Source organism: Mesomycoplasma ovipneumoniae (genome assembly GCF_024758565.1).
Classification (GTDB): Bacteria; Bacillota_I; Bacilli_A; order Mycoplasmatales; family Metamycoplasmataceae; genus Mesomycoplasma; species Mesomycoplasma ovipneumoniae_B.
In genome coordinates, this window is the sequence record NZ_CP079199.1 from 148,502 (window position 1) to 168,103 (window position 19,602).

A 19,602-nucleotide genomic window follows, 5' to 3' on the forward strand; every position below is an offset into this window, starting at 1 on the left:
ATAATTTTATTTGCTTACTACTTATTTTAATAAATTATTTTAATAAAAAATAGGAGATTATTTGAAAGAAAAATTGAAAACCTCCATAGGTTCTAGCATGAGATTAGCTCCTATGTCTTTTTTGATTGGTTGTGGATTTCAATGTAATGATGATGAAATCTTTTTTGGAATTTTTCAAAGTTTGCCAATACCACTTATGCAAACTTTGACAGGAGAAAATCAATTGGTAAAATATTATAACAAAATCTTGAAAAATGATCAAGATTTTGTTGCTGTTAAATCTCAAGTTAACCAAGAAAATCTTAACAAAATAAAACAATTAGAGCAAAAATACTTCCAAGAAATTAATTATCAACAAAACAAAAAAGGAATCAGTGTAAAACAAACAGGCAGTAGTAAGATTCACTGAAATCCTTATTTAAAAACACTGAATTTAGCAAATTCAGTAATTATTTGGCTGGAATTAATGTTGAGTGCCCTTAAATCACAAAATACTAGACTTGCCTGAGATGCTAAAAACAAAAGTAAAGCACAAATTTCTAACAAAAATGAAGATGTATTAGTTAAAACTACTGGACTTAAAAATCCAATGGTTACTCAAGCAAATAAAATTCTAGAACAATTGACGGTAGTATAAAATCTACTGATTAGTCAAAAAAGTCTATAAAAATAGACACTTTTTATGAAAAATGATTAACTTATAAGGTTGGCTAATGACAAAATTTGAAATGCTTTCTGTCTTTTGAAATACTAGAGTTGCCTTTATTGAATTTTTAGGATCACTACTTTTAATATTTTTCTTTTTGACATCAAAACATATTGTATATCAGCTAAAGTCAAATATTTTTGTTTCAAGTTTTCTCTATACTCTTTCATTTTTTTCAGCACTTTTTATTGCTCAAGCAGCTTCTGGTTTTTTATCAAATTCAGATATCAAACCGTTTTTAATACCACAAATTGTCATATTTGAATCAATTATCAAAGGCCTGACAAATTCTTTTACAGGAACATTGCTTTATCAAGGTTATTTTTACATTTTTATCAGTCAAATTTTAGGTGTTATTTTTGGTTATTTGGCCTTCTTTTTATATGTAAAAACAGTAAAAAATATCTTAAAACATAAAGAAGATTTTCACAAAATAGTTATGGTTGAAAAGACCCCTAAAATTAGCACTTATTTACAAAAAGAGATCTTTTTTGGTTCATTATTTGTTTTCATTTTAATGAGTATTCCAAGAATTCCTTTTAGTGCCAATTTAACTTTATTTGATCATCAGATTGTTTTATTTATCTTGTTGCTATTTTTCTTTATTATTAACACCAATACCGGTTTTATCAATTTTAATTTATGGTCAACTTTAGTGATTATACCTTACTTAGCAATAAGAAAAATCAATAATTTTAGTATCAGACATTATTTGTGGCAAATCCTTATTAACATACTGACAACTATTTTAATACCTGCGATTTTAAGTCTAATATTTTTAGGTATTGCCAGTTCTTCAAACTTAAGTTTTAATTTATAAAATCTAACAAAGGAAAGAAAATGTTTAGAAAAAAATACAAAAAACTATTTTTAGGTATATTAACTTCTACTTTGACCGTTGCTACCGTGGTTTCTTGTGGAACAACTAACAGCGCTAATTTATTTACAAGTTCTACTAATTTAGAATTAAATAAAAAACACCCTTACTATTCAATTTATGAGCCACAATTTAATATTGATTTGTTTAAAACTAATAATTTAGAACAATTTATAAGGGCAGAGTTTGCTAAAGTGCCTTATCAAGTCCAAAATTCTAACTCCAAATTAATCAAGATTAATCAAGACTTTCAAGTATCGCATATTTCAGACTTACAGCAAATTAATTCTAACAATCAAATAGTTCAACCAACAGTTGAAAATAATACTTTAACTTTAGATCAAGCTAAAGTGGAAATTAAAAATTTCAAGCAAAATAAATTGGCAAATCGCTTTATCAAATTAAATTTAGATTTACAAGGCTTAGAATCAAAAGCTAAACAAATTAACATGGATCTAAATAATTTCTATTATGAAATAAACTATAATCAAATTCAAGAAAATAATGATGACACAAGAATTTTAGATATTCCTATCACTATTAGATATTATAATGCTGATGACAAACAGAACCCTTACAAAAGAGAAAATTTTATTACAATTTATAAACAAATTAGCGGTTTTGCTCCAAATAAGGCAAAGCAGGATAATATTAATAAAGCTAAAATGATTAGCAAAATCGACTATAAAAATAAAGTTAATATTTCTGTTTATAGTGCTCTTGAAAATTTAAACTCTAAAGAAGAAATTAAAGGTGAGACTGATACTTTAATTAGAACTAAATATCTTGATAAACAACTAAAAGATATTGATTTGTTTACAGTAGAAATTCCTGAAAATACTAAAAGTCAATATTATCTAAAAGATGTCAAGCTAGGAGAAGATCTAAAATCTATTTTAGTCACTGTTGTCACAACCACAGGTAGTGGACAAAATGCTTACAGTACAGAAAAAGTCTACAAAATTGAAGACTTTAGGCAACTAGATCAACAGGAAGTCCAGCGACTATTTAAAAAATATTTAAAAGTTCAAGTCAAAGGTGGAATTAGTTTTTTCAACTATGATTTTGCCAATGTCAATAAAAATGATTTTGTAACTAACTTTGATCAAAATAGCTTTTTTGATATTAAAATTAATATTTCAGAAAAAACTAACGATACTAGTTTAGCTCCATACACAACTAAGGCTAAAATTAGCTTTAAATCAAAAAATCCTATTTTCCAAGACTTTGATATTGATGATTTTAATATTGGAGTGCCAAAATTTGTTCCTCTATTTGATTCTTCAACCTCATTATTAAATAAAAATCAAATTTTTTCACCTTATAATGCTTCAGTTTATATACCAGAATTAGAAAGAAGAAATATTGGCGAAATTAGTAACAGTATTAATGAAGAGAGTAAATCTTTTGTAACTTCTGGTGGTTACAAAGAATTTCGTACTTTCTACACTGATAATAAATTAACTCAAGCCGTCCATTATGGTGAAGATGTTTTAGTTCCAACTGGTCTACCGCTAAAAACTTTTTCTAAATCAAAATTACTAGGGGCTTACTACTTACCAACTCAAGGAGCCGCTGAAGGAATTGGAACTAGCGTTGCACTACAAGTTGACCTTAACGACTTAGAAATTAGTCAAGAAATTAAGGACAAATATTTACGCAATGTAGATGCTGTTGTTTTCTTTTTTATACACTTAGACAATAATACACTTGGACTTTTAGGTCAAACAGCACAAGTTGAACAAGGTAATAAAAACTCTTCAAGAATAGCAACTTATATAAAAGATGCTAGTCCGATTAGTCCAAAAGAATTAGAAAAAAATACTACTTTTGGTACTATTGGGCAAATTTCTAACAATGGTGGTTGGTCACCGCACGTTCACATCGAAGCTTATCCAATTCGATATGAAATCAAAGATGGTAAAAAAGTATTTGCCGAAAAATTTTTAAATCAGAAATATTTGCTTGAACCACAAAGAAATATTAGAATAACTCCAAACCGTATTAATAAATATATCGATGTAGATAAGCAAAATAAGCAAATTATTAACTTAACCAGTCTTAAAGCTGCGGGTGTACAAATTGATCAAAGCAAAGACATTAACTTAGTTGATAATAGTGGAAAAGATACTAAAAAACTTGACACACAATTTAAGGGTTATAAAAACAGAGATTACACTAAATCAATCGATGATTTATTTATCAGAAATCAGGCATTAGATCCAAATATATTTTTCCAATTTCGCGATGATAAATCTTCGCGAGTAAGACTGGATAACTTATTTACAAAGGCAAAACAAAATAGTTAAAAACTAAAAGATAAAAAACACAAAAGTTCGCTATTTAATTGTTATCCCCAGTTTCCCAGTTTGATAAGCTAATCTTAAAAAGTGTCCGGGTTTTTTTGGACACTTTTTTAACTTTTTTGGGAAACTCAAAAAAAATAACTATCAAAGCAAAAACGCTGAATTATAAATCTAACACTCATGCATGCAAAATCCACTTATTAATCAAATAAAGCAAACTAAAAAAAGCTAAAATTTTAACTTAAAAAGCAAAATTATGAAATTTTTAAACTGCTTTTTTAGTTTAAAACACTGCAAAAACCATCAAAAAATACAACTACTATTTAAACTCAATGCAAATAGAAAACTCGTTTTTATTTGCATTGAGCCTAAAAAAACATATGAAGTTTTGAAAGAACAATAATTAAAAGCCCTAAATTTGAAGATTTCTAAACGGTTAAATTTAAGGCATACCATTATATTTAAAAACATAATGGATAATTCGCACTATTTGATTTTATCGACAAAAAACATGACTAATTCCCCCTTAATTCAATACAAAATTTATTAATTATTCTTAGTGAGTGTAATTATAACCTAAAATTTTTTTAAACCAAATATTTTTTTTTTTTTTTTTGCAAAGGGTTGATTTTAAAATAATAAAAAACCCCTCTGACTGAAAATCAAAGGGGTTTTTTATTTAAAAACCCACGAATTTGTGGGTTTTTAAATTCAAATTTTAAAGAAAAAGTTATGAATTAAGGTATTTTGAAAAATCAACTTTTTCAAGGACTGCAATTATTTCTTCTTTTGATGTAGCTTTAATAATTTTATCAATATTATCAACATCTTCAAAAGCCGCAACTATTTGGGGTAGGGCAACTGCGGTATGAATATCTGCACTTGTTGCGCCAAGAGTTATTAAAATTTGAACAGGACGGCTATCTTGGTCAAAATAAAAAGGTTTATCAAAGACAACAAGTGAAAAACAATCTTTAAATACGTCTTTTCCAGCTTCGGCATGAGGCATTGCAAGAAAAGGGGCAAGTATATAATAAGGTCCGTGTTCAATTGTTGAGTTGATTATCGAGTCAATGTAATTTGGGCTTATTAATTTTTTTTCAACAAGCGGTTTACATGAGACTTCAATTGCTTCTTGCCAGGTTTGGGCTCTTTGATTAATTAAAATTGAGTCATTTTCAATTAAATTTGTGAGTAAATTAACTGACATAAGATTTTCTCCTAAATCAAAAAAAGATAAATCTAAACAAGTTGCTCAAGAACTGGACTTAATGCAGTTTTAATTTCATTTTCGTCCATTAAATTAGTTACGCCAACAATTTTAGCTTTTTGGTTTTGATTAAACTCGCTAACAAGGTGTTTTGAGGCGATAATTATATCTACTGAATTTGTCAGTCCTTTTGACTGACCCATTGAAAGGGCTTCTACAGAAGCATCAACCCCTAATTCCTTTACTATTTTTTGAACTTTCAACTTGATTATCATTGAAGTTCCCATTCCATTTCCACATGCAGCGACAATTTTTAATGACATAATTACTCCTTTATTTTTATTTAATGCAGCAAACAAAAATAATTTTTACTATAATTTTAAAATTATATAACAATTTTGCAAAAAGCAAATAAAAAAATCCTGGTTTTCGCAAAAACCAAGATTTCCCAAATTAAAAATATAAATGCAACATAAACGTATTTTTAAAATCGCCGTTTGGCGATTTTTTTAAATGTTAAATCACCATATTATCATTAAAGACCTCAAAAGCGGATTTTCAATTAAAAATTTCTCTAGGCATTGAGTTAATTTTACTGATTGTATTTTGCAAATCATCATCACTAATTAGGTTAAAATCAAAACCTTTTGGATAAAATCTTCTAATTAATCCGTTTGCATGCTCATTAGAACCTCTTTGAAATGAAGCATAAGGTTCTGCCTTATAAATTATTACTTTTAATCAATATGCCAATATTGCAATTTCCTCAAATTCAATCCCATTGTCGCAAGTGATAGTTTTGATATGTAAATTATTTTCATTTGCAAGATCTTTGATAGCTTTATTGATGGTTTTGGGATTTTTATTTCGCACTTTTTTAGCAAATAATTTTCTAGTTTTTCTTTCTACTAAGGTTAGGATATTATCGTGTCCGCTAGCCTTTTTGCCAACAACTAAATCTAGCTCTCAATGTCCAAAATCTTGCCTTGAATCTATGGATTTATCACGTGCTCAAATGGGTTTTACATAACCTTCTGGAACTAATCTTTGCACGGCATTTCTGGTTCTTTTTCCACCTTTTTTGTAATATTTTCTGAGTCTGTCACTCCTAACTATTACCCATTTATTAGTTTTGATTCAGTTAAAAACAGTCTTTAAAGACGGTCTTTCAATGTCGGGGAAATTTTCTGCTATATAAAAATATGTAGCTTTAACTCCATGGACTTTTTTGTCATATTTTATTGCAAAAATTTTGCTAAATTCCTCATATTTTCCTAGCTCAACAAATCTAAAATAATACCTATGATAATATCTTTTTCGTCTTTTTGTTATTGCTAAATTAGCTTCATAAATTCCATATTCATTTAGATTTCTTTTAATTTCTCTTGAGACAGTTGAGGGTGCGACATTAAGTTGTTTAGCAATAAATCTAATACTTTTGTTCTGCTGCAATAAAAACTCAATTTTTACTAAATCTTCAAAACTAAAATGTTTAAATTTTCTTCTTTCCATGATACTCCAAAAATAAAAAAATGCAACTATAATATTATTATACTATACGTTGCATTTTTATCTTCGATTTAGGAAATCCTGGTTTTCGCAAAAACCAAGATTTTTTATACTAAAAATATAAAAATTTGAAAAACTTAATAAATTAGGCTTCTTTTTGAACTAAATCAACATTAACTTTGAGTAATTTTTGCAGTCATGTTTTTTTAGTTTGTTTTGTTGAATCAACTCCTTGACCTAAAAGAATTAGACCAATCATTCCAACAAAAATAATAATTCATCCTAAAACATAGTGGAATTGACCGATAATTAGGCTAAGTCCAAAGAAGAGGTTTCAGTCACCCATTCCTAAAAATCCGGTTGTAACTGGATTTTGACCAACAGGAATTCCAACATCAGCAATATTTTGGATTAATTTTAGACCAAATGAAATTACAATAATTTCAAAGAATCCAATTATTGCTGGAACAATAAATGCAGCTTTTCAACCTCCTGAGGCATTAGCATAAACTCCCATTGCTCCTGAGTTGAAAAAGAGTGTGATAAAGAGTGGAATTGCAACTAAGGAATAATTGTTTCCAGGGATTGCAGCAAGACCAACTGCGATAAAGACAGCTAAAAATTGCCCAAAAACCCCACCAAGGAATCCATAAGTAACGGCGTTAATTGAAAATCCATAAGTTGCGGCAATGTCAACAGCAACAACAGCACCAGGAATTACTTTTTCAGAAATTCCGTGGAATGACTGTTGTAATTCAGTAACAAACATTCTAACACCAGTCATAATTGCGATTAAGGAAGCAATTATTTGGAGTACTCCACCAAGAATTATGAGAACAAAGTTTGCACCACTATATGATCCATTTCAAGTAGCACCAATTTTTGCAGCTTCCCCGGTAAATCCACTGTATGTATCATTAACAGTTTTTTCTAATCCATGGTAACCAATAATTATCGCAAATAAAATTGCAAAGAGAAATAGCATAATTATTGTTTGGGTAAAAATGTTGTCCTCAAAAATTTTGAGTGATTGAGGTAATTTACGATTTTCAGCACTATGCTCTTTGTTTCCAAAAAAGCGACCCATTTTGTAACTAGTAAATAAAGTAAGCATTTGTTGGTGACCAACGGCAAAACCAGCATTTTGGGTAACAAGGTTAGTTATTTTTAAGGTTGCAACCGATGAAGTTGCTCAGTAAATTCCTAAAAATAGACCAGAAATAATTACAAGTCCAACTTGAGATCCAGCAGAAATTGCCCCACCATCAAGCAATGGAATTGAACGGAATAAAATTACATATAAAAGTGCGGTAACAACTGTTGATTGCTGAAGCATAATATGTCCAGTAATCACAATTGAATTTGTGTTAGTGAACCTTTTTGCCAAAACCATTAAAATATTAACAATAAAGGCGGCAATGAAGGTGAAAGATGCTAAAGACAGAAAGTTATTTGCTTGTCCAAAGCTTTTCTCAAGAAAATTGCCCGCAGAAGTTCACCCTAAATAAGGATCAAGCGGAACAACACCACCGGATTTAATATCTCCAATTGCTCCAAAAACTGGAGCAGCTAGTCGAACTAGAGTAGCTGCTCCAATTCCTAAAAGGAAAACTCCGATAGCTGTTTTTAGTGCGCCAAGAATTGCTTCTCGACCGCCCCGACCTAAAACAAGATAACCAACAAGAACCAGTGATCCAAGCAAAAGTGGATTTTGTCTTAAATAGTTATCAAGATAAACTACTCGAACAAGAAAAACAAGGGCAGTTGAAAAATCCTCGCCATTATGACCCATTCGAACACCGAGTGTGATCCCGATAATTAAAATGTTAACTGCCAAGAAAATAAGTAGGCCAAAAAGTAATTTGTTCTTTTTACTAAGCGACATTTTATTTCCTTTCTTAAAATTTTTTAAAGTTTAAACTAATAAATAGTTATTTAGAATTTAAAATCCTAGATTTTAAAAGCTTTTTTGAGTTCTAGTACGTACTCAGGAAGAATTGACGGGTCAAATTTTCGCGGCTCATCAAAGGCTAAAATTTCAGCAGGATTGTTAACTAGAATATCATCAATTGCTTCTTGACTAACACCAACTTGCTTTAAAAGTGGGATAAACCGATCAAAAAGATAGGTAAATCCAAAGCTCATTTTCCCTTTTAGCATTCCGTAGTTTCGTTGGTATAAAACCCGACCTGCATCAAGTGATAAAGTAATATGTTTTTGGAGTCCAAGATCAACTAGATATTTAATATTTTCAGCTAAGGTTGCATCAGTATAATATTTAACACGATCAGGACCATCAAAACATAAAGTCACACCTAATTCCTTAATTATTTTTGCATAATAATATTTATCAGGATTTTTATTTAAGTGTGAAAGCTGAATTTTACGAGGATTAGCACCAAAATCAATTAAATATTTAGCAGCCTCATAAGCCATTGTTCCTAGTTGAGTGTGAACCAAAATTGGCGCACCGGTTTCAATTGAAGCTCTTGCGGCAACTTCCAAAGATTTTAATTCGAGGCGATCAATTGCACCATAACCTGTTCCGGCTTTAATTATTCCTGCTTTTGCCTTTGAACGTTTAACAACTGGACCAGAATAATTATACTCATCCATTCCTTGGGTTATTTCAGCAACAACCATTTTAGTAATTTCATCAGTTGGAACAAGCGCAAGCCAAGAAGCACCTTTGTCATAAAAAGCGGCCTTGTGGAAACCGGTGGACATAATAATATGAACTTTACCAGCTAATTCCTGGGCGATTTCGAGCATGCGATAAACATCTCTACCAACATTTGGCGGATCCATTGTTACCAATGTTTTTCCGCCGCGAGCTGCAAATTCGAGCGATTCAGCAATTGCAGCTTCGTTTGAAAGCATCACAAAATCAGGGTGTTCATGAGCCTCAGGACCATAATTTTTAATTAAATGGTCATGACAATCAACAATACCTAACTCTGAGGGGTGAATATCACCTAAGACAGTTCTGGAAAATTTTTCCGTTTTTTGCATTAAAATTTTTTTTCCTTTCTTTAGTTTTAAAGTCAAACACTTAACAAATAAAATTTGTTTTTAATATTATTTAATTATGTTTTAATTATACCATTTTTTTTATTGAATGTGAAAAAAGCAAAACGAAAAATGTTTTGCGATTATAAATAACTATATTAAGCTTCGTTAAGCTTCTTTGAAAAGATATAAATTCCGTATTATTTTAACAAAAAAATAAAAAATAAAAAATAAAAATTTTGAGAATTTTCCTGAGCTACCCTGTTTGATTGCAAAAATTCACCTTTTATTGGATATAAATACGCAAAAATAGCGACAAATCCATGTTTTTTTACACTAAAACCTTATTAAGCATTTTCAAAAAAAAAAAAAAAAAAATGCTTGGTACAATAAATAAGTAGAAAAAGTTCCGACAATTAGTTTTTTTTCTATGATTTTGATTGCACCACTTTTGTTGATTTTTTTTAGCATGTTCATTTTAAAAAATTTGACAAATAATTTACCTCATATAATAACTTGGAGTTTTATATGATAAGCAACCTTGAGGCCTTTCATTGTTATACCAATCAATAAATTCACTTATTTTTTGATAAGCAATAGCCACATTTTCAAAATTTTCGCCCTCAATATTAAGCAATTCTCGTTGAAAAACCGCATAAAAATATTCAATAGGACGGTTTGCAAGGGCATTTCCTTTTGGTGACATTGATTGTTGGATACCATTTTGCTTTAAAAAATTAGCAAATTTGTAGTTCGCATATTCCACGCCATGATCTGAATGGAAAAATTTTGGTTTAATTTTATACTTTTTGATTGTTTCTTTTACTAAGTTTATAGTTTCTTCTGCAAATCTTGTTTTAGAAATTGAAAAATTGAGCAAGTAATTGGATTTTATTTCAATAATTGAGTGTAGGTAAAATCATTCGTTGTTAATTTTGATAAATTTAATATCAGCAAACCATTTTTCACCAAAATTTTCTGAGGAAAAGTCACCTTTGATATGATCTTCAGCCCAAATTCGTGTAAACTTTTTCTCTTTTGGCGCTGGTTTTCCTTGCTTTTTATAAGCAATTGATTTTAATCCTAAAAATTCGTAGTGCTTTTGAAAAACGTACGTGGATACATAATTTCCCTGACTTATGTAAATATTATATAGGACGTCGCGGCCTTTTACCTTTCGATACAAATAGAAATTTTCACGAATTCACTCAAGTAATTTTTCATCATAAGTCATTTTCTTTGGTGGTTTTTTCTCCCTTATTTTCTCATAAATCGAAGTGCGATTAACCTTAAAAACACTACAAATTCTAGTGGAATTTTCGATTTTCTTTTTATCTTGTTGTTGTTCTTGCTTTCGTTTTTTGAGTTCCTCAAGAATAATTGCGGGGTCAATCCCGGATTTTCTAAGAACACTCTCCACTATTTCTTGATAAATTCCACGATCATTTTCAGAAAGATCGTTAATTGTATATTTCTTTTTTGGTTTACGCGGAGATTTGATTTTTCCACGAGTACTTATCAAACTTTTCATATCATTATTATAAAACTTTTTTTGCCAATTTCTTATCAAATTATTGGCATATATATGCAACATTCATTCTTTACGTGCATATTTACTTTTCGATTTGCTTTTGTAAATTTCTCTAAATTCTTCAGCAAAATGCAAAATTGCGTTTTTTAACCCTTTAGATTCGGCAATTTTAATGTATTTAAATTTGTCTTCAATTGTGAATTTGTATTGTTTCATTTTGACACACCTTTTTTCGAATGGTCTGAAACTAGTATACTAATTTAAAATGCTTGGTACAAGAAAAAATTATGTTATAATTAGCCTCACTAAGAATAAATTAATAAATTTGAATATTGGATTAAGGGGGAATTAATTATGTTTTTTGTTTAAAAAAATTAGAAAATGCGAATTTTCCGTTATATTTTTAAATATGATGGAATGCCTTAAATTTGACCGTTTAGAAATCTACAAATTTATGGCTTTCAATTATTGTTCTTTCAAAACTTCATATATTTTTTTAGGCTCAATGTAAATAAAAATGAGTTTTCTTTTTGCATTGAGTTTAAATAGTAGTTATATTTTTTTATGATTTTTGCTGTTTTGTCCATAAATTGATTTTTGTCATTGTTTTAAAATAGGTAATTAACTTTTGGCAAAAAGTTAAAAAGCACGAAAAACTGGACAATTTTTTAAGATTATCTCACCAAACTGAGAAACTCGGAAAAATATATAAAGTGCGTATTATTTTAAGAAAAAAATAAAAACTAAAAATTTGGGGAATTTTTAGTTTTTACAAACAGCAGAATTTTTATTTTTTTAAAATTACCGCTAATCTAGATTTTTTATTCGTTAATTAATTTTAGTAAATTATCAGAACTTTTGGTTTGACTATTTTCAAATCTTGTTGACTCAATTAGTGAATCTGTAATTGTTGTTGAGATTTTTGCTTCTTTGAAATTACCATTGTCACTTAAAATTTTAACTTTGGAAGCATCTTGTTTAAAAGCATTAAGCATTGATTCCATTGAAATTATAACTGATCTAAGGTTTGCCATTTTTTCATACAAACTTCAGTCGATTTTTTTAGCATCTTCACCAACTAGTTCAATACTTTTTTGATTATTAGATTCAAATTCGACAATTTTATCATAGTATTCTTGATATTTTTTCTTTACCTGTTCCAATTTTTCTTGAGTTACAACCGCTTTTGTAGGAAGAAAATAACCAGTATTTTCCATTAAATAATCAACATTATCAACCATTTTTCCGGGTGTGTCAATATCATTTTGGCCAGTAAAGAGTCATTCTAAAAATTTAATTGCTGCTTTATTAATCTTTTCTGTATCAGTTTTAATTGGGATTAGTGATGATCCGCCTGAGTTATAGACAAAAAATGGAGAATCTTTGCGTGATTTTAATGGTTGGCTTGTTGTAAAGACATCATTAAATGTTGCAAAACCTTTAGCAAGTTCGGGCTTTTCATCTGCAAATAAATTACGGGATGTTGCTGTGTCAATTGATTGCTTAATTCCAACTCCAGGAATGTAGCCAAAAACGGAACGGTATTTAAGAATATCATGGCTTCCTCATTCACCAATACCTGGTCGTTTTTTAAAGTTTTTAAACTGAAATGCTTGCAAAATTTTGTTTTTATTACCTACTTTTTTTTCGATTTTTTTGTTAGTTTTTGTAAATTTTTCGTAAGTTTTTTTAAATTCATCTTGCAAGGAAGTATCTGTAGCAATATTAAAGGTTAATTTATCATCTTTTGCTTCTCAGAATTTTTTACCTGATTTTGAAATAATATTTTTGTGTAAAACTAGACCTGAATAGTCAATATCAAAAATAGATGAATCTTGTGTATTTTCATCAAGTTTTGCATCAGCTTTTAATTTTACACCGTCAATAAATTTAGTTGAAAATTCAAGTGCTTCTTCAATATTTGAAAAAGTATCATAATTTACGTTCAAATCTTTGAAAACATCGGCAGATTTTACTTCAAGATTGCTAAAAAAACTGTTTTCAGGAGTCGAGTTTCCTTTTTGAGCCGATTCTTGTGCTTTTTTGTAAATTTCGGCGTTCTCATCAACTTTTCCACCACCTTTTTTTACTAAATCAAAAATAATTCGTAAATTATCAAGGTTAAATCCAAGTGCATCAACATCATTTACGTTAAAAGGAATATTATAAAACTTATTTTTACCAAAATTAAATGAGTTGTATTTTCCTACAATTTGATCAGTGAATATTCCTGGATTCAATTTATCGCTTTTTATTTCTAAAAGACGGTTATGTCCTTGTAAAACACTCGCAGTTGAAGAATCTCCTAGAACAATTGACGGAAGTTGATCTGAATTTGTGTCCAGTAATTTTTTAATATTTTCAGTTGTTTCTTGTTGAGTATTTGCTTTTGACTCATCATTCAAAACAAGTCTAACTGGCGCAAAATCAGGATCATCTTTAAACTTTTGGTTGTAATAAGGGATTAATCCTTTTTGATTTTTACCATAAACATTAAGTCCAAAAATTAATGGTCAAAAAGGACCTTGACTTGTTGTCATAACAACTTGAGTTTTTGGATCAATTGTATTCTCGCTTACTCCACAAGCACTCGCAATTAAGAAAAGACTTGGTGAGGTAAGCAACAAAGGTTTAAAAAATTTTTTAAAATTCATATATTTCTCACTTTTTCTAATTTTATGAAATTTTTTTCAGAAATATTAATAATTAAATATTAGTTATTTATAATTTTAATAAAAATAACTATACAACATTTACAAAAAAATTTTGAAAAAAAGGTAAAATTTTTTAATATGAACCACTTAACAATTGCTATAAGTATTAAAAACCTTATATTTTCGTATGATAAAAAGGCTTTTCTTAAAATTAATGAGCTTGAAATACCAGCAAATAATATTATTACAATTTTGGGACCCTCAGGTGCAGGAAAGTCCACTTTGCTTAATATTTTAGCGGGTTTTTTACCAGTAAATACAGGTATTGAATACCATGAAAAATTCAAAAACTTTGGCTATATAATGCAAAAAAACAACTTATATGAAGAAATTTCGGTAAAAAAAAATCTTTGGATTAGTGCTAAAAATTCGCCTGAATGAACTTCTAAAGTATGGAAATTGAGCTGGGAAAATTTCAAAAAAGATAAAAATAATCAAGATTTTAGCGACTCTATCAGAAATTTGCTCTCAAACAAATCTACTTTAGGAGTAGAAAAGGTTATAAAAAAATTCAAATTTTACTTTTATATATTGAAAAATATAAAAATTTATATTTTTTTCTTGAAATTTAGAAAAAAATATTTCGAAAAAGAAGTCCTAAATGTACTAAAAGCCTTAGAAATTGACGATATTTTTTTAAAAAAAGCCAAAAATATTAGTGGGGGCCAACAACAGCGCGTGGCTTTTGCAAAATCAATTATAAAAGGGGATAATTTAGTTTTAATGGATGAACCTTTTTCATCGCTGGATGCAAAAATTAAGGAATCAACTATTAAATTATTACTTAAAATCAAACAAGAATTTAACATGACAATCGTTTTAGTAACTCACGACCAAACTGATGCAATGAAAATTAGTGACAAAATTATTCTTTTAAATAAAGGCGAAATTTTGCAATATTCTAATCCAGAAGAACTTTTTGAAAATCCCCAAACTATTTTTGCCGCAAAATTTATTGGAATGCCAGAAATCAATTTTATTGAAAAAAAGGGAGAAATTGAATATTATATCCGTTCTAAATACATTAAAATTTCAAGCTCATCTGAAACAACCAACGGAAAAGTTTTTTATAAAAAAAATATTGCAGATAATTTTTATTACCAAATTCGTGATACTGAAAAAAATATTGACCTTGAAATTATAAGTCCTATTGATATTCAGGGCGAAAATGTAAAAATAGAATATAATAAAGATAAAATTTTTGCTTTTGATAAAGGTGGAAACCGTGTTAATAGTTAATAAAGAATCCATAAAAACAGTTCTTTTTCACAAAAATACAAAAGCAATCTTACTTATAGGTCCACTATTTATTTTTCTTTTTATTTTTTCAGTCTACCCAATTCTGGATTCATTATTTAACTCTTTTAATGTCGGAGTTGGCCAAAACAAACATTTAGGATTTGAGAATTTTAGGGAATTATTTGCAAAATCAAATTTTAATGATGCACTAAGAAACAGCACTTTATTATTTTTTATTAGCTCTCCGATTGCACTTTTTCTAGGATTTATTATTGCAATTTTGCTTTCAAAACTTAAGAGTAAATTTCTTCGAATGTTAATAATAAGTGGACTTTATTCCCAGTTTTTTATTTCATCTTTTGCAATTGGAACTGCTTTTTCTTTCCTTTTTGGTAATAAAAATGTTTTTGCAAAAATGCTTAATCTAAATTTTTCATTTGTCGGTGGAGACAATAAAATTGATTTAATTTGACTATATTTAATTTATCAACTCTGAAGAGCAATCCCTTTTAATTCAGTGCTTTTCTTTTTTGCAATTTCTAGCATTCACACAAAATATAAAAAAAATTTACAAATTGATAGAATTAACCTAAAAGACAAAATTTTTAACCTTTATCTTAAAGAAATTGGCAATCAATTTTTAGTTATCGCATACACAAACTTCATTTTTGCAACAATGTTATACCCAAATGTTATTACAGGAGACATAAATTTGGATCTAAATAGAGGCCACACTCTTGCTTCATATATTTTATCTTCAAGTGATAATTCAGGACTCCAATCCGCTGTGAGTTTAATGACTTTCTTTTATCTTTTAGCAGTTTTTTCAACCTTTATTATTTTTAGGCCAAAAACATGGAAAAAAATATCAAAACTTATTAAAAATAAAAGGGGTAAAAATGTCATTAAAATTTAATTTAAATAGTTTTTTTCTACAATTTTTGCTATTTTCTTTTTTAATAATAGTACTTATTTTTTTCCTGTTTCCTTTATATTATTTAATTGTAAATGCTTCCTTGCCTAATGAATTACAGGATAATCCTAATTTGACATTGAAAATAGGCTCAAATTTACTTGAAAACTTCCAAAATTCCATTAATGATAATTTTTGAATTGGAATTACCACTTCAATTTTTGTAATTATGCTCATTAATTTTTTTAGAATTATTTTGTATTCACTAGCATCTTTTGGACTTTGAATGGCAAAAAAAAGACTGAAATTAACGTTTATTTCGCTTTTTGTGGCAATTTCTTTTATTCCAGAAATTAGCACTTATATTCCACTTGCAAGAATTTTAAATAGCAACCAATTAGTAACAAATTCGCCGGTTTTTGCACTCACAGTTAACCAAATTTTTTCCTTTTTTAACTTTTTTTATCTATATAAAAGCATTAACAAAATTGATAAAAAGCAACTTTTACTTGCAAGAATTGATAATTTATCACTGTTTTTAAAGATTAAATTGATAATTTTCCCAAAAATAAAAATTTCCTATTATTTATTAATTATTTTTACAACAATTCAAGCTTGAAACGACTTTTTATGACCAAATTACATTTTTTCAAACCGATCATACCAGACAATTTCAACTTGATTTCAGTATTCAGGACAAACTAGCCTTGGATTTTTACAAAACATACAAGCTGCAGGCTCACTTTTTACAATAGCTGTTCCATTGTTTTTTTACTTAATTTTTTCCAAATTTATTAATAATGCAACGGCAAACAATATTAAATAATTTTGAAAAATGCAAAAAATTATCACAAAAGAAGCTGTTTTTGAATTAGAAATCAAAAAATCTAAATTTATTTCTTATAGTTTCATAATAAAATCAAAAGAACATTCAGAAGCGCTACTAACAAAAATTCAACAAGAAAATAAGCATGCAAGTCATGTTGTTTATGCAGTTTGTTTTGATTTATATAATTGTAAATTCAGTGATGCAAACGAGCCAAAAGGTTCAGCAGGGTGACAAATTTTTAACATTTTGCGAACAAAAAAAATTACTAATTCATTAATTATTGTTGTCAGGTACATGTATGGATCCAAATTAGGACTAGGTTTGTTACAAAATAGTTACAAAAAATCGGCAATTGAAGTCCTAAATCTTAGTTTGGTTGGTGATTTTAAAATTTCTTATCACTATTTATGTGAAATTGACTTGGAGAAAATGAACTGGGTGCTTCAATTAATAAAGAAAAATGGATGTACAATCCAAAAAAAAGAATTTGGACTAAAATTAAAAATTGAATTTAGCTGTCCTTTAAAATTAGAAGAAAGTTTTGAGGTAGATTTTAAAGAAATAGTAAAATAATTTAGCTGAAAAAAAATATTTTCTGAGTTTGACAGTTTGATGGCAAAAATTCACTTTTTAGTGAATATAAATACGCAAAAATACCCGTAAATCCGGGTTTTTTGGCCTAAAATCTTAATTTAAATTAGTATATTAATTTCAGACACATTCAAAAAAAGGTGTGTCAAAATGAAACAATACAAATTCACAATTGAAGACAAATTTAAATATATCAAAATTGCCGAATCTAAAGGGTTAAAAAACGCAATTTTGCATTTTGCTGAAGAATTTAGAGAAATTTACAAAAGCAAATCAAAAAGTAAAAAAGCACATAAAGAATGAATGTTGCATATATATGCTAATAATTTGATAAGAAATTGGCAAAAAAAGTTTTATAATAATGATATGAAAAGTCTAATAAGCACTCGTGGAAAAATCAAATCTCCGCGTAAACCAAAAAAGAAATATACAATTAATGATCTTTCTGAAAACGATCGTGAAATTTATCAAGAAATAATGGAGAATGTTCTTAGAAGATACGGGATTGACCCCGCAATTGTTCTTGAGGAGCTCAAAAAACGAAAACAGGAACAAGAAAAAGATAAAAACAAAATCGAAAATTCCACTAGAATTTGTAGTGTTTTTAACGTTAATCGTAGTTCGATTTATGAGAAAATAAGGGTGAAAAAACCACCAAAGAAAATGATTTATGATGAAAAGTTACTTGAGTGAATTCGTGAAAATTTCAATTTGAATCGAAAGGTAAAAGGCCGAGACATCCTATATAATATTTACATAAATCAGGGAAATTATGTAAGCACGTACGTGTTTCAAAAACACTACGAATTTTTAGGATTAAAATCAATTGCTTATAAAAGGCAAGGAAAACCAGCGCCAAAAGAGAAAAAGTTTACGCGAATTTGGACTGAAGATCATATCAAAGGTGAATTTAGCTCAGAAAAATTTGGTGAAAAATGGTTTGCTGATATTAAATTTATCAAAATTAACAACGAATGATTTTACCTACACTCAATTATTGAAACAAAATCCAATTACTTGCTCAATTTTTCGATTTCTAAAACAAGATTTTCAGAGGAAACTATAAACTTAGTAAAAGAAACAATCAAAAAGTATAATATTAAACCAAAATTTTTCCATTCAGATCATGGCGTGGAATATGCGAACTACAAATTTGCTAATTTTTTAAGACAAAATGGTATCCAACAATCAATGTCACCAAAAGGAAATGCTCTTGCAAACCGCCCTATTGAATATTTTTATGCGGTTTTTCAACGCGAATTGATTAATATTGAGGGCCAAAATTTTGAAAATGTGGCTATTGCTTATCAAAAAATAAGTGAATTTATTGATTGGTATAACGATGAAAGGCCTCAAAGTTGTTTATCATATAAAAGTCCAAGCTATTATATGAGGTAAATTATTTGTCCAAATTTTTTAAAATGAACTTACTAGAAAAAATCAACAAAAGTGGTGTAATCAAAATCATAGATAAAAAACTAATTGTCTGAGATTTTTCTACTAATTTACCTAAAATCTTAATTTTTTTTTTTTTTTTTTTCAAAATCAACCTTTTGAAAAAAAAAATGCTTGGTCTAAAATAAAATTATGTTATAATGACTCTCACTAAGAATAAATTAATAAATTTTGATATTGAATTAAGGGGGAATTAGTTATGTTTTTGTCATAAAAAATCAGAAAATGCGAATTTTCCATTATATTTTTAGATATGATGGAATGCCTTAAATTTAACCGTTTAGAAATCTACAAATTTATGGCTTTTAGTTATTGTTCTTTCAAAACTTCACATATTTTTTTAGGCTCAATTTAAATAAAAATGAGTTTTCTATTTGCATTGAGTTTAAATAGTAGTTATATTTTTTTATCGTATTTGTTATTTTATCCATAAATTGATTTTTGCCAGTGTTTTTAACTTAAAAAGCAGTTTAAAAATTTCATAATTTTGCTTTTTAAGTTAAAAAAGCACGAAAAACCGGAGACTTTTTAGGATTATCTCATCAAACTGGGAAACTCGGGAAAAAAGAATTTGGGCTAAAATTAAAAATTGAATACAGCAATCCTTTAAAATTAGAAAAAAATTTTGAGCTAAATTTTAAGGAAATAGTAAAATAATTTGATTGAAAAAAATTATTTTATATTAAAATATACACAATATTAAAAAAGCTATC

At 28.2% G+C, this 19,602-nt stretch carries 15 protein-coding genes; 8 read left to right on the forward strand and 7 right to left on the reverse strand.

The features are described from left to right. The first annotated feature begins 61 nt into the window (after nucleotides 1-61). The 3 genes from KW512_RS00415 (at nucleotide 62) to KW512_RS00425 (ending at nucleotide 3,892) form a co-directional block, all read left to right on the forward strand. Nucleotides 62-637, forward strand: a complete 576-nt coding sequence (locus KW512_RS00415) for a hypothetical protein (RefSeq protein ID WP_258841558.1) — start codon at nucleotides 62-64, stop codon at nucleotides 635-637. A 76-nt stretch (nucleotides 638-713) separates the two neighbouring features. Next, nucleotides 714-1,526: an MAG4940 family membrane protein gene (locus tag KW512_RS00420; protein ID WP_258841559.1), complete on the forward strand. Its 813-nt coding sequence runs from the start codon at nucleotides 714-716 to the stop codon at nucleotides 1,524-1,526. A gap of 20 nt (nucleotides 1,527-1,546) precedes the next feature. Next, on the forward strand, nucleotides 1,547-3,892 hold the full coding sequence (locus KW512_RS00425; RefSeq protein ID WP_258841560.1) for an MSC_0775 family lipoprotein: 2,346 nt from the start codon (nucleotides 1,547-1,549) through the stop codon (nucleotides 3,890-3,892). Nucleotides 3,893-4,619: 727 nt separating this feature from the next. Here the strand turns inward: KW512_RS00425 and KW512_RS00430 are convergent. From KW512_RS00430 to KW512_RS00460, 7 genes are all read right to left on the reverse strand, one after another. Beyond that, nucleotides 4,620-5,099 (reverse strand): PTS sugar transporter subunit IIA, encoded by a 480-nt coding sequence (locus KW512_RS00430; protein WP_258841561.1) that lies wholly within the window; start codon nucleotides 5,097-5,099, stop codon nucleotides 4,620-4,622. Between the two features lie 32 nt (nucleotides 5,100-5,131). Further along, nucleotides 5,132-5,422: a PTS sugar transporter subunit IIB gene (locus KW512_RS00435; RefSeq protein ID WP_010320832.1), complete on the reverse strand. Its 291-nt coding sequence runs from the start codon at nucleotides 5,420-5,422 to the stop codon at nucleotides 5,132-5,134. A 193-nt stretch (nucleotides 5,423-5,615) separates the two neighbouring features. Beyond that, nucleotides 5,616-6,611: an IS30 family transposase gene (locus KW512_RS00440; RefSeq protein WP_258841562.1), complete on the reverse strand. Its 996-nt coding sequence runs from the start codon at nucleotides 6,609-6,611 to the stop codon at nucleotides 5,616-5,618. A 142-nt stretch (nucleotides 6,612-6,753) separates the two neighbouring features. Next, a complete protein-coding gene (locus KW512_RS00445) occupies nucleotides 6,754-8,493 on the reverse strand; it encodes a PTS ascorbate transporter subunit IIC (protein ID WP_258841563.1) in 1,740 nt (579 codons plus the stop codon). Nucleotides 8,494-8,558: 65 nt separating this feature from the next. Then, nucleotides 8,559-9,620: a phospho-furanose lactonase gene (locus KW512_RS00450; RefSeq protein WP_258841564.1), complete on the reverse strand. Its 1,062-nt coding sequence runs from the start codon at nucleotides 9,618-9,620 to the stop codon at nucleotides 8,559-8,561. Nucleotides 9,621-10,116: 496 nt separating this feature from the next. Next, nucleotides 10,117-11,364 carry an IS3 family transposase gene (locus tag KW512_RS00455; RefSeq protein WP_258841507.1) on the reverse strand — a complete coding sequence of 416 codons (1,248 nt, stop codon included), beginning with the start codon at nucleotides 11,362-11,364 and terminating at the stop codon, nucleotides 10,117-10,119. Between the two features lie 605 nt (nucleotides 11,365-11,969). Beyond that, nucleotides 11,970-13,802 carry a P68 family surface lipoprotein gene (locus KW512_RS00460; RefSeq protein ID WP_258841565.1) on the reverse strand — a complete coding sequence of 611 codons (1,833 nt, stop codon included), beginning with the start codon at nucleotides 13,800-13,802 and terminating at the stop codon, nucleotides 11,970-11,972. A gap of 138 nt (nucleotides 13,803-13,940) precedes the next feature. Here KW512_RS00460 and KW512_RS00465 point away from each other — a divergent pair, with 138 nt between their 5' ends. From KW512_RS00465 to KW512_RS00485, 5 genes are all read left to right on the forward strand, one after another. Next, nucleotides 13,941-15,101, forward strand: a complete 1,161-nt coding sequence (locus KW512_RS00465; protein ID WP_258841566.1) for an ABC transporter ATP-binding protein — start codon at nucleotides 13,941-13,943, stop codon at nucleotides 15,099-15,101. After that, nucleotides 15,088-16,017, forward strand: a complete 930-nt coding sequence (locus tag KW512_RS00470; protein WP_258841567.1) for a carbohydrate ABC transporter permease — start codon at nucleotides 15,088-15,090, stop codon at nucleotides 16,015-16,017. The genes KW512_RS00465 and KW512_RS00470 overlap by 14 nt, the downstream gene beginning before the upstream one ends. Then, a complete protein-coding gene (locus KW512_RS00475) occupies nucleotides 16,001-16,840 on the forward strand; it encodes a carbohydrate ABC transporter permease (RefSeq protein WP_258841568.1) in 840 nt (279 codons plus the stop codon). Before KW512_RS00470 ends, KW512_RS00475 begins: the two co-directional genes overlap by 17 nt. Nucleotides 16,841-16,849: 9 nt before the next feature. Then, nucleotides 16,850-17,416 (forward strand): YigZ family protein, encoded by a 567-nt coding sequence (locus tag KW512_RS00480; protein ID WP_258841569.1) that lies wholly within the window; start codon nucleotides 16,850-16,852, stop codon nucleotides 17,414-17,416. A 168-nt stretch (nucleotides 17,417-17,584) separates the two neighbouring features. Beyond that, nucleotides 17,585-18,832 carry an IS3 family transposase gene (locus KW512_RS00485; RefSeq protein WP_258841570.1) on the forward strand — a complete coding sequence of 416 codons (1,248 nt, stop codon included), beginning with the start codon at nucleotides 17,585-17,587 and terminating at the stop codon, nucleotides 18,830-18,832. Nucleotides 18,833-19,602: the final 770 nt, after the last annotated feature.